9 protein-coding genes and 4 pseudogenes are annotated in these 12706 nt (G+C 35.7%); 11 read left to right on the top strand and 2 right to left on the bottom strand.

What is annotated here, in order from left to right; genetic code table 11:
* Window positions 1-1758 carry an aromatic amino acid hydroxylase gene (locus BSU00_RS05265; RefSeq protein WP_105003467.1) on the bottom strand — a complete coding sequence of 586 codons (1758 nt, stop codon included), beginning with the start codon at window positions 1756-1758 and terminating at the stop codon, window positions 1-3.
* A 114-nt stretch (window positions 1759-1872) separates the two neighbouring features.
* Here BSU00_RS05265 and BSU00_RS05270 point away from each other — a divergent pair, with 114 nt between their 5' ends.
* From BSU00_RS05270 to BSU00_RS05290, 5 genes and pseudogenes are all read left to right on the top strand, one after another.
* Window positions 1873-2652, top strand: a complete 780-nt coding sequence (locus BSU00_RS05270) for a M48 family metalloprotease (RefSeq protein WP_105003468.1) — start codon at window positions 1873-1875, stop codon at window positions 2650-2652.
* 581 nt (window positions 2653-3233) lie between these two features.
* Window positions 3234-4750, top strand: a pseudogene (gpmI, locus tag BSU00_RS05275) (2,3-bisphosphoglycerate-independent phosphoglycerate mutase).
* Between the two features lie 10 nt (window positions 4751-4760).
* Window positions 4761-5294: a thioredoxin family protein gene (locus tag BSU00_RS05280; protein ID WP_105003469.1), complete on the top strand. Its 534-nt coding sequence runs from the start codon at window positions 4761-4763 to the stop codon at window positions 5292-5294.
* 29 nt (window positions 5295-5323) lie between these two features.
* Window positions 5324-6141: pseudogene (gene map / locus BSU00_RS05285) on the top strand (type I methionyl aminopeptidase).
* A gap of 2 nt (window positions 6142-6143) precedes the next feature.
* Window positions 6144-6913: pseudogene (locus BSU00_RS05290) on the top strand (class I SAM-dependent methyltransferase).
* On the opposite strand, the gene BSU00_RS05295 reads toward BSU00_RS05290, so the two are convergent.
* Window positions 6910-7896 carry an FAD:protein FMN transferase gene (locus tag BSU00_RS05295; protein WP_105003470.1) on the bottom strand — a complete coding sequence of 329 codons (987 nt, stop codon included), beginning with the start codon at window positions 7894-7896 and terminating at the stop codon, window positions 6910-6912. The pseudogene BSU00_RS05290 and the gene BSU00_RS05295 sit on opposite strands and share 4 nt — an antisense overlap.
* A gap of 121 nt (window positions 7897-8017) precedes the next feature.
* On the opposite strand from BSU00_RS05295, the gene BSU00_RS05300 reads away from it, so the two are divergent.
* The 6 genes and pseudogenes from BSU00_RS05300 to pyrH all read left to right on the top strand — a co-directional run bounded on the left by BSU00_RS05300 (window position 8018) and on the right by pyrH (window position 12689).
* Window positions 8018-8848 (top strand): flagellar motor protein MotB, encoded by an 831-nt coding sequence (locus BSU00_RS05300; protein WP_105003471.1) that lies wholly within the window; start codon window positions 8018-8020, stop codon window positions 8846-8848.
* 236 nt (window positions 8849-9084) lie between these two features.
* Entirely contained in the window at window positions 9085-9540 is a 456-nt protein-coding gene (gene rplM / locus BSU00_RS05305; RefSeq protein ID WP_105003472.1) for a 50S ribosomal protein L13, read from the top strand.
* A complete protein-coding gene (rpsI, locus tag BSU00_RS05310) occupies window positions 9540-9926 on the top strand; it encodes a 30S ribosomal protein S9 (protein WP_105003473.1) in 387 nt (128 codons plus the stop codon). Before rplM ends, rpsI begins: the two co-directional genes overlap by 1 nt.
* A 120-nt stretch (window positions 9927-10046) precedes the next feature.
* Window positions 10047-10816, top strand: a pseudogene (gene rpsB, locus BSU00_RS05315) (30S ribosomal protein S2).
* An 89-nt stretch (window positions 10817-10905) separates the two neighbouring features.
* Window positions 10906-11874 carry a translation elongation factor Ts gene (gene tsf / locus BSU00_RS05320; RefSeq protein ID WP_105003474.1) on the top strand — a complete coding sequence of 323 codons (969 nt, stop codon included), beginning with the start codon at window positions 10906-10908 and terminating at the stop codon, window positions 11872-11874.
* 104 nt (window positions 11875-11978) lie between these two features.
* The gene (pyrH, locus tag BSU00_RS05325; protein ID WP_105003475.1) at window positions 11979-12689 is read left to right on the top strand and encodes a UMP kinase; all 711 of its coding nucleotides are present in this window, start codon (window positions 11979-11981) and stop codon (window positions 12687-12689) included.
* The last annotated feature ends 17 nt before the right edge of the window (window positions 12690-12706 follow it).

Genomic DNA, 12706 nt, shown 5'->3' on the forward strand with positions numbered 1-12706 from the left:
TTAGGCTTTTTGAAAATTACCCAACAAATGTAATCCGTTTTCTATTAATGTTTTGTAAGTTTTGTTACTTTGTAATGTTTTTAAGTATTTGGTAAGTGCATCTTGAACGGCATACTTTTTTTCTACCGCCACTTCTAATAATTCTAAAGGCAGCAACCAATCGTTTTTAAAATCTACTTGCAACACGGCGAAAACTTCTTGAATAAAAGATTCTGAAATAGTACCACTCTCTCTTTTTTCTCTTACAGATTGGTATAATTTATACAAACTTTTCTCCCTCGCATCGTAGGTAATTTTATGTGTTTTTGTTTCGGAAACCTTTCCAATATCTTCAAAGGAATTGTTATCCGCAGGACCTGCATATGCAGATTGTACTGTCACACCCACAGCCATATCATATATACCCCAATCTGGATGAAAAAGTACCTGATCACCAAGGGTAACTTTACAATCTTTAAACGATATGAGAAGAATCTTACCCCATAAGTCACGTGTTCCGGTAATCACTTCCCCTTCCACAAGTACACCACCTTCAAAAGTTAGAGACACTCTTTTACCTTCATATATGCCATACGCTTCTAAATCTCTAGGGCTCATATCTTCGATTGGAATATTTATACCCTTTAATTTACCAATTGGACTTCCGAAACCTTCAGCATGGTAACGCACCCCGTGTCCTATGAGCTCCTTATCTCTACATGACAAGGCAGTACCGCCTTGGGTTTGCACATAAATTGGGCGATTTTTAGCATCCGAAATTACATTGGTAAAAACACCGGAAACTTGAATTCCAGTGCTAAATACAATAGTCCCTAAATTGTTGGAATCAATTAGCTTTTGAATCCCAGATAAACCACCAGTACGGAGCCCCATTGTATTGGCATACTGTTCCAAAACTAAACTTAAATGTGCAAAATCTGGAGTTACAAATAACTGAGGCTGTGGTTTTGTAATATCAAAACTCACCGAAGCTGCAGCGACGCTGTACGATTCTTTTTTAACCGTATCCTGCATACACCACGCACTCTCTCCTATTGAGGAAAGCAAACCTGCTCCGTATATCTTTGGATTTTGCAGCGTACCTATTAAACCGTATTCTACTGTCCACCAGTGCAGGTTACGAATTTGAGCCATCTCTGACAATGCTCCAAGATTATTTTGTAAATACTCTACTTTTTCTTGCGCTTCTTTAATAGCTTTAGCATCAGAATTTGGGTCCTCCTTTAGGATTGACAATAGCCGCACTGCCTCGTACATTTCATAATCTTTAGCAGATGAAATTGCTTTAGAACCTATCTCTCCAAAGCGACGCAAATATTCCGCGTATTCGGGGTTTGCTATAATTGGAGCATGCCCAGCTGCCTCGTGAATTATATCTGGAGCTGGGGTGTATTCTATGTGTTTTATCGTTCTCATATCAGAGGCAATAACTAGTACATTGTAAGCTTGGAACTCCATAAACGCGTTTGGAGGAATAAAGCCGTCTACAGAGACAGCTGCCCAACCGATATCTTTTAAGATTCGATTCATTCCTGCCATGTGAGGAATTTTTTCCACAGAAATACCTGTTTTATCCAAACCTTTTAGATACGATTTATGTGCTACTTTACTTAAATAATCGACATTCATTCGCATTACGTAGCGCCAAACTGCTTGGTTTTGGGAAGTGTATTCATCATACGGTTGCTTTACAATAAATTTATGCAAATGTTTTGGCAGTTTCTTAGTCACCGCATTCCATTCAAAATTCGAGTCCATAAAATGATATTTTAGCACTGTAAAGTTACTTCTTTTATAGGGTTAAAAAAAAATGAAGATTAACAAAAAATATAATTTCTTATTTTTGTTAAGCTTAAAAAACTTTGAAAGAATATGAGAAGAGGAAATCTAAAAATCCGTTTATTAATAGGTTTTGCGATTGTTGTTTTTGCCTACCTTAAGAAATGTAGTCAACAAACGGAAAACCCCTACACCGGAAAAAAACAATCCATAAGCTTATCACCCACGCAAGAGATGGCAATTGGCTTGCAACAAACACCAGTTATGGTGCAACAACACGGGGGGTTATATCCGAATGAATCTTACCAAAATATAGTAGATCAAATAGGTCATAGTTTAGTAAACAAAACCATAGCACGTGAATCTGGCTATCAATACGACTTTCATCTGTTGAAAGATCAAAATACCATTAACGCTTTTGCCCTACCTGGTGGTCAAGTTTTCATTACGTATGCATTGTTCTCAAGACTTACACACAGCGACGGCACCCTAAATGAAAATATGTTAGCAGGTGTTTTAGGCCATGAAATTGGGCATGTTTTAGGAAAGCATTCTAACGAACGAATTACCGAAGCTAACTTTTGGAAACTCTTAACCATGGGTGCCTCAGTTGGTGCAGATTTAGGGCAATTAGCCAATAATATTGGACAACAAACTTTGCTTAAAAACGGACGAGGAGACGAATTAGAAAGTGATGAATTAGGAGTTCGATTAATGCTAGAAGCTGGATACGATCCCAACTACTTTATCGATGTAATGAAAATACTTAAAGCTGCTGCCGGACCGAATAGAATTCCGGAATTCCAGAGTACACATCCAGATCCAGAAAATAGAATTGAAAAAATAAAAGAGGCAATCAGAAAATACCAATGAAAACAGGTAATTGCAAGAAACAATATAGTTTGAAAAGACAGTAAGAAAAGTAGGCGTTTTGGATTCGGACCAGCGTCAGAAATAAACAAAAAAGTAAAAAATTCACAAAGAGAAAGATATAACACACTTAAAAAAATCAAAGAACTCGGATCTACAGATTCTTAGGAGGGTTCAGTTTTAACAGAAAAAAATGCTTCTCCTGCGCAATTAAAAAAATACGCAAGAAACTTCAAAAGGAATACCGACGAAACTCTTTTATAAAGTTGATTTTATATACTGTATTTTTATTTCTTTTGATTTATTTCATTGGATTTTATACAAACTAACAGAACTCTTTTAAAAATAACGTTATTCTGAGCCACTGGTTGTAAGATAACTTTAAAATTAAAAAATCTAACTTTTTACTAAGAATCACAACCACAAGGGGTCGCAACTTGCTATGTATAAATGGCTATAAGTCTTCCTATACATTAAAAATACTTTTAACTTAAAAAGCAGTATTCAACAACCCGTAATCGGTTTCGTTGTTTTTTAAGACAAGACAAAAAAACTTTAGTACATTTACCTTTCAATTCGCACTAATGAATAAAAAAGTAATATTAATGATTTTGGATGGCTGGGGAATTACTCAGAACCCAAAAGTTTCTGCAATTTACAATGCACACACCCCGTTTATAAATAGCTTATACGATACATTCCCACATGCTACCTTAAGAACTGACGGGGAACATGTAGGACTCCCGCACGGACAAATGGGGAATTCTGAAGTAGGACATATGAACCTAGGAGGTGGAAGAATTGTGTATCAAAATTTAGCAAAAATCAACAAGGCTATTCAGGAAGGCACCTTAGCAAAAGAAAAGGAATTGCTAAATGCCTTTGCTTATGCCAAATCTAATGGCAAGAACGTTCATTTTTTGGGCCTTGTCTCCGACGGTGGAATACATTCGCATAGCGAGCACTTAAAAGCTCTCTTGGATGCCGCAGACAATTACGGCCTTTCCAATGTTTATTTGCATGCCTTTACGGATGGCCGTGACTGTGATCCAAAATCTGGAAAACACTTTATCACAGACATTCAAAACCATATGAAACACAGCGTTGGAAAGTTAGCCTCTATAACAGGAAGGTACTTTGCAATGGATAGAGATAATCGCTGGGAGAGAATTGCAATTGCATACGACGCAATTGTCCGTGGTAAAGGAAAGTATTCTCAAAATGCTGCGCAAAGTATTCAGGAGAGTTATGACAACAACATAACCGATGAATTCTTAAAACCAATTATTATGGTAGAGGATTCACAGGAAGCAGTTGCAACAATTCATCCGGAAGATGTAGTAATCTTTTTTAATTTCAGAACAGATAGAGGTAGACAACTAACTGAGGCTCTAAGTCAAAAGGATTTTCCGGAAAACAAAATGAAAAAATTACCGTTGTATTTTGTCACAATGACCAATTACGATGCTACATTTAAAGATATCCAAGTTATCTACGACACTAAAAATATTGAAAATACCTTGGGAGAAGTTCTAGAGCGCGCAGGAAAGACACAAATTCGAATCGCTGAAACCGAAAAATATCCGCACGTGACGTTTTTTTCTCAGGAGGAAGAGAAGCAGAATTTAAGGGTGAAAAAAGATTGCTTTGTCCTTCCCCTAAAGTTGCAACCTATGATTTACAACCGGAAATGAGTGCATACGAAATCAAAGATGCTATTCTCCCAGAACTTCAAAATAATACTGTTGATTTTGTATGCTTGAATTTTGCCAACGGTGATATGGTAGGACACACCGGAGTATTTGAAGCAGCTGTAAAAGCATGTGAAGCAGTAGATAAATGTGTAGAGGAAGTAATCACTACAGCACTAGAAAACGATTACACTACAATTTTAATTGCAGATCATGGAAATTGCGAAACTATGCTAAACCCAGACGGTAGCCCGCATACTGCCCACACTACAAACCCAGTTCCAATGATTTTAATTGACAAAGAGCTACAAAAAATAAAAAATGGGGTACTAGGAGATATCGCACCTACTATTTTACGACTAATGGGAGTAGAACAGCCAAAAGAAATGACACAACACTCTTTGATTTAAACTTAACACAATGAATAAAAACATTCTTTTACTTTTAAGCATAGTTATGCTTTCCGCATGTGCCTCTGTTACAAAAACAGCCGCCATAAAAAATGAAGACGGAGACTTGGTTGGGTTTGTATCCAAGAAAAATTTCCAAGAAGAGCCCTATGGTAGCGAATGGTTTAATGATTTCTACAGTTATTACGAAATAGATTCGAAAACCGTTGCCAGTATTAAAGAAAATACCAATGGAGTAACTGTAAAGGGATTTATGGGAACTTGGTGCGGCGATAGCCAACGTGAAATACCAAATTTTTACAAAATCTTTGACAGCGCTGGTTTTAATTATAAAAATTTAGAATTAATTGCTGTTGATAGAGCTAAAAAAGCAAATGATCTTGAAAAAGGTTATAACATTCTTAGAGTACCGACGTTTATATTCTATAAGGACGGGAAGGAAATAGGACGTTTTGTAGAGCACCCAAATGATGGCTCTACCATTGAAAACGATATTCTAAAAATAGTTTCAGGAGTACCATACAAGCATTCTTACGAAAAATAATTGTAATTTTGCGCCTCAATATTTTTAACATGATCAAGCCTAAAACAAAAGAGGAAATCGAATTAATGCGAGAAAGTGCTTTGGTAGTTTCCAAAACACTTGGAATGCTTGCTAAAGAAGTTAAACCAGGTGTGACTACATTGTTCCTAGATAAACTTGCTGAAGAATTTATCAGAGAACAAGGTGCTATCCCAGGTTTTTTAGGCCTGTATGACTTTCCAAACACGCTGTGTATGAGCCTAATGACCAAGTGGTACACGGTATTCCAAATAATACACCTTTGCAAGAGGGAGATATTATTTCTATCGATTGCGGAGCTATTAAAAATGATTTTTACGGAGACCATGCTTATACATTTGCCGTTGGAGAAATTACCTCTGAAACCCAAAAACTTTTAGACATCACCAAAGAGAGTTTATACGTGGGGATTCGCGAGTTAAAGGTAGGAAATCGGGTTGGTGATGTTGGTTTTGCGATCCAAAACTTCACGGAAAAAAACGGCTACGGTGTCGTTAGAGAATTGGTAGGCCATGGAATTGGAAAAACCATGCATGAAGACCCAGAAATGCCTAACTACGGAAGAAGAGGTCGCGGAAAAAAATTTGTAGAGGGTATGGTAGTTGCCATCGAGCCGATGACCAATATGGGAACACATAAAATTTTGCAGCACAAAGACGGTTGGACTATTACCACGTTAGACAACAAACCAAGTGCGCATTTTGAACACGACGTTGCTATCGTAGATGGTAAACCAGAACTACTATCGACATTTGCATACATATACGAAGCACTAGGAATTGAAAGCAATGAAGAAGACGAATTTCGTCAAATTCCCTTCCAAGTCTAAAGATGTCATTTTTTAAAGTTATTTTAAACACCATTCCAAGACCCTGGCTAATTAAAATTAGCTACCTAATACGTCCCGTAATTTCTTGGTGGTTAAAAGGCGATACTTATACCGATCCCATTGATGGCAAGTCCTTTAAAAAATTACTTCCTTATGGCTACGGTACACAAAGAGAAAATGCCCTATCCCCATCTACACTCTCCCTAGAAAGGCATCGTTTACTATGGTTGTATCTGAAGAATGAAACTAGTTTTTTTGAAACAGAAAATTCATTAAAGGTATTACATATTGCACCAGAGCAATGCTTTTACAGCCGCTTTAAATCACAAAAAAATCTAGCGTATACTACCGCAGATATTGAATCTCCAATCGCAGACGTCAAAGCAGATATTTGCAACTTACCTTTTCAAGATAATGAATTTGATGTTATTTTATGTAATCATGTTTTAGAACATATCCCAGATGATGCAAGGCCATGAATGAGTTGTATCGGGTCATGAAAACAGGTGGTTGGGGCATATTTCAAATACCACAAGACATCCACAGAGCGGTTACTTTTGAAGATAACAGCATTACAGATCCGAAAGAGCGTGCAAAAATCTTCGGACAATACGATCACGTTCGCGTATATGGCATGGATTATTTTGACAAACTACGAGCCCATAAATTTTTGGTTGAGGCGATTAAATACACGGAGACTATCCCTAAAGAACTCGTCACCAAATATGCGCTAATGCAAGGAGAGATATTACCGGTATGTCGTAAAGTTTAATAATTAGTATATTCTTGAATAGATCCCTCTTGGTTTACGTATAATAAAACAACTCGTAATTCGGGAAATTTTGCTAAAAACAACTTTGTTTTTTCGAAGCCCATCGCCATGAAAGCAGTGGCATATGCATCTACATCAGCACAATCTCCTGGGGCAAAAACAGTCGCACTTAACAAATTACTCTCAACAGCAAAACCAGTTTTAGGGTTTATGGTGTGTACGTACTTTTTACCATTTGCGCCAATCCTAAATTTTCGATAATTACCAGAACTTGCCATAGATTGGTTATCTAGTGTAACTAATTTAGAAAACGATCGAGAACCATCTGTATTAGGGTTATCAATGCCTACTTTCCATAATTCACCATTAAATTTAACGCCTCTTGCTCTAATTTCGCCACCTATCTCTACCAAATAATTCACGATCCCCTTCGACTCCAAAAACCTCCCAACAACATCGATTCCATAACCTTTCGCAATTGAGTTAAAGTCTAGACATACCGCTGCATCTTCTTTCCGTAATTTTCTATCGTTAACTACGATTTTATCAAAGCCTACATGTGCCATTAATGTTTTTACTTGTGCACTGTCTAAATCTTGTTGTTCCTTCTTATAACCGAAACCCCATGCATTTACCAGATTACAAACCGTTGGATCAAAATAACCTGAAGTCTCTTTGTATATTCGTTTTGACTTCTGAAACACCTCTAAAAACAAATTATCCACTACCACAGTGGTATCTCCCGCATTAATCCGTGAAATATCAGAATCGGCAATATACGTAGATAACGAAGCATTGGTAATTTGAAATAAACTATCAATAGAAGTTTTATAGTCGGTATCTGCTACATATTTAATGGAATACGTAGTACCAAAAACAACTCCTGCTAATTTTGTGGTAGGATCTGTAGGCGACGATTTTTTACATGCTACCACACAAATCAAACAAATACAACCGAGGTAAAAAAGTAATTTAGATTTCATTTTAAGACTTTTAAGGAACAAAAATAACATTCCATCCTCATAAAAGAATGTTAATTATAATTTTTGTACCTTCATTTTTTTAACTTTGTGAGTGAATTCTAATAAGAATAAATTTTAAATTATGAAGAAAGTCGTTTTATTATTTGCATTATCTGTACTAGTTGCTTCCTGTGGGTCTACCAAAGAGTTAGAAGCCTTACAAGCAAAACACAACCAAACTAAACAAGAGTTAGTAGACACGAAAGCTAATTTAACTAAGTGCTTGGTAGAAAAGGAACGCTATGAAGAAAAATCTGCAATATTGGCTAGTACTGTAGAAGATTTACGAAGAGATAAACAAGAAACCTTAAAACAAGTTGGCGACCTGACTGTATTGACACAAGGAGCTAATGACAATATTAAAGAGTCTTTAGCGCAGCTTGGAAAGAAAGATAAATACATTAACAAAATTAGAGCAGCTGCCTCAAAAAAAGACTCTCTAAATTTACTAGTGGCATTCCACCTGAAAAAAGAATTACAACAAGGAATAGACGATGAGGATATTGAGGTAAATGTTGAAAAAACTGTGGTTTTTATTTCTATATCGGATAAATTATTATTTAAAAGTGGTAGTTACACGATCAATGACAAAGCGTCTAAAGTACTTGAAAAAGTTGCTACAGTAGTTAATGGACAACCTGAAATGGATGTAATGGTAGAAGGACATACAGACAATACACCAGTTAAGAGCAAATCAAGCTTAAAAGACAATTGGGACCTAAGTGTTAAGCGTTCAACTGCAATTGTACGTGAATTACAAAACAAATACCAAGTTGCACCAAATAGACTAATTGCTGCAGGTAGAAGTAGCTATGTTCCAATCGCAGCTAACGATACTCCGGCAAATAAATCTAAAAACCGAAGAACAAAAATCATCATTCTACCACGTTTAAACCAATTTTTGATTTATTAGATCAAAAAGTAGAGTAAGGAGAATTTTACTAAGAAAACGAAGAGGAGACTATACAAACAGTCTCCTTTTTTTTTCACGCTATTAAATATACCGAATACAACCAATAAAAATTAGTGTTTTAAAAGTAAAATAAACGTGTAACTATTTGTTACTAAAATAAATAATTGTACTTTTGCAGTCCTTTTTTAAAAGGAAATATAAATATTAATTCATAGACAAAAACTAATCGTGTAATTATGAACACATTAAGTTACAAAACAGTATCGGCTAACAAAGCTACCGTAAACAAAGAGTGGGTTTTAGTGGATGCGGACGGACAAACATTGGGTCGTTTAGCTTCTAAAGTTGCAAAACTTATAAGAGGTAAACACAAACCAAACTTCACACCTCACGTAGATTGTGGAGACAACGTTGTAATCATCAACGCTGAAAAAATTAATTTAACAGGTAAAAAGTGGACTGATAAATCATATATCCGTCACACCGGTTATCCAGGAGGACAAAGATCGCTTACTGCAACAGAAATGTTTGAGAAAGATCCTACAAGACTTATCGAAAAGGCAGTAAAAGGAATGTTACCTAAAAACAAATTAGGAAGCGCTTTATTCAGAAATTTATTTGTTTATGCAGGTTCTGAGCACATGCAAAACGCTCAAAACCCAAAAGCTATTAACCTTAACGATCTTAAATAATGGAAACTGTACACAAAATAGGTAGAAGAAAAACAGCAGTTGCTCGTGTTTATGTTGCACAGGGAAGTGGAAACATCACGATTAACAAAAGAGAGTTTAAAAATTATTTTACTACTCCAACTTTACAATACAAAGTGCAACAACCTTTAATGTTAACAGAAAACTTAGAGTCATACGATATCAAAGTTAATGTATTTGGAGGTGGTGTTACTGGTCAAGCAGAAGCGATTCGCTTAGGTATTACTAGAGCATTAGTTGCAATAAATGAAGAAAACAAAGCTGTCTTGAAACCAGAAGGACTATTAACTCGTGATCCAAGAATGGTAGAGCGTAAGAAATTCGGTCAGAAGAAAGCACGTAAGAAATTCCAGTTCTCTAAACGTTAATCGTTTATCAGAACTGTTATTTTCAATATTTAAGTATAATAACAGTTTAGTATCTAAATATTTCAGATGTGTAATACCTACTGAAATATTGCGAAAACAGAACGTAAACACATTTTTAAAATGGCAAACATTCAAGAATTACTAGAAAGTGGCGTACACTTTGGTCACTTAACAAGAAAATGGAACCCAAACATGGCTCCATATATCTATACAGAGCGTAATGGTGTTCACATCATCGATTTGTATAAAACATCTGCTAAAATCGACGAGGCAGCAAAAGCGTTACAAAAAATTGCGAATTCTGGTCGTAAAGTATTATTTGTTGCAACAAAAAGCAAGCAAAAGATATCGTAGCAGAAAAAGCTAAAGCCGTTAATATGCCATACATTACAGAGAGATGGCCAGGTGGAATGCTAACAAATTTTGTTACTATCCGTAAAGCTGTTAAAAAGATGGCTTCTATTGATAGAATGAAACAAGATGGATCTTTTGATGCTTTATCGAAAAGAGAAAAATTACAAATTAACCGTCAACGTGAAAAACTAGAAAAGAATTTAGGTTCTATCTCAGACATGACACGTTTACCAGGTGCATTATTTGTAATTGATGTAAAGAAAGAGCACATTGCTGTTGCAGAAGCACAGAAATTAAACATTCCAATTTTTGCGATGGTGGATACTAATTCAGATCCAAGACCAATTGACTTTGTAATTCCTGCAAATGATGATGCATCAAAGTCTATCGATAAAGTATTATCGTATATCACAGCATCTATTTCTGAAGGATTAACAGAAAGAAAAGCAGATAAAGAAAAAGCAAAAGCAGAAAAAGAAGCTGCTGCTGAAGGAAAAACAGAAGCTGCTACCTCAACAGAAGAGGAAACAAAATAATTATAATGTAAAGGTTTCTTAATAAAGAAACCTTTACATTTTTTTACCTTGTACAATAAAATAATTACAACAATAAAACAACGATAGAAATGTCAGTAAAAATAAGCGCTGCAGACGTAAAAAAACTTAGAGATACTACCGGAGCTGGTATGATGGATTGTAAAAAAGCATTAGTAGAAGCGGAAGGTGATTTTGATAAGGCAATAGAAATTTTACGTAAAAAAGGACAAAAAATAGCTGCTAAAAGAGCAGATCGTGAGTCAACGGAAGGTGTAGCTATTACTAAAATTAGTGAAGACAACACTTACGGAGTTGCAATTGTATTAGCATGTGAAACAGATTTCGTAGCAAAAAATGATACGTATAAGCAATTGGCTGCTGAATTCGTAGATATCGCTTTTAACTGTGCTACTAAAGAAGAGTTTTTAGCTGCTGATTTTGGAGGTATGACTGTTGCAGAGAAGTTAATTGAGCAAACTGGTGTAATTGGAGAAAAAATCGATATCACTGCTTTTGAAAGAATTGAAGCTCCTTACGTTGGTGCATACACACACGTTGGTAAGATTGCCGCTATGGTAGGTTTATCTAAACCAGTAGAAAACGCTGCTACTTTAACAAAAGATCTAGCAATGCAAGCTGCTTCTATGGGAGCAACTACACTTTCGTATAAAGACTTTGACCCTGCTTATGTAAATGCAGAAACAGAAGCGAGAATTGCTGCTATCGTAAAAGATAATGAAGAGTTGGTTCGTTTAGGAAAAACTCTTAAAAATGTACCGCAATTTGTTTCTAGACTGCAATTGACAGAGGAAGCTATTGCACAAGCAGAAGCAAATGCTAAAGAGCAATTAAAAGCAGAAGGTAAACCTGAAAAAATTTGGGATAAAATTTTACCAGGTAAAATGGAAAGATTTATTTCTGACAATACTACTTTAGATCAGGAACAAGCTTTATTGGATCAAAAATTCATCAAAGACGAAAAGAAAACTGTAGCCCAATATATCGCAACATATGGGGATGTTGATGTTACAAATTTCGTAAGAGTTACTCTTGGATAAATTGAACCATAACAAAAAATAAAGCCGTCTAATTTTTAGATGGCTTTTTTGTTTCCAAAAAAAATAAAAAAAATCCTTAATTTTGCTCAACTTTCAAAATGATTATGAAATATAAAAGAATACTATTAAAATTAAGCGGGGAGGCACTAATGGGAGAGCGTCAATACGGAATTGATCCGCAAAGACTCAAAGAATACGCCCAAGAAATTAAAGAGGTGGTCGCTAAAAACATAGAAGTTGCAATCGTAATTGGTGGTGGAAATATTTTTAGAGGAGTTGCTGGTGAATTAAATGGTATGGACCGCGTTCAAGGTGATCATATGGGAATGTTAGCCACTTGTATTAATGGTTTGGCCTTACAAAGTGCTTTAGAAGACGAAGGACTACAAACGAGGTTACAAACCGCAATAGAAATAAAGGAAATAGCAGAACCGTATATCAAAAGGAAAGCAAATCGTCATCTAGAAAAAGGACGAGTGGTAATTTTTGGTGCAGGAACAGGAAATCCATATTTTACGACAGACACTGCTGCTGTTTTAAGAGCGATTGAAATCAATGCCGACGCTATATTAAAAGGAACAAGGGTAGATGGTATATATACCTCTGACCCTGAAAAAGATAAAAATGCAACTAAGTTCCATTCCATTACCTTTAAAGATGTTATTGAAAAAGGGTTAAAAGTCATGGATATGACCGCCTTTACCCTAAGTGAAGAAAATGAACTTCCAATTATTGTGTTCGACATGAACAAAACAGGTAATTTATTAAAATTACTATCGGGAGAACAGATAGGAACTGTTGTAAATAACCAATAAAAGACGAATAATAACCT

Origin of the sequence: Tenacibaculum sp. SG-28, assembly GCF_002954385.1 — a bacterium.
Taxonomy (GTDB): Bacteria; Bacteroidota; Bacteroidia; order Flavobacteriales; family Flavobacteriaceae; genus Polaribacter.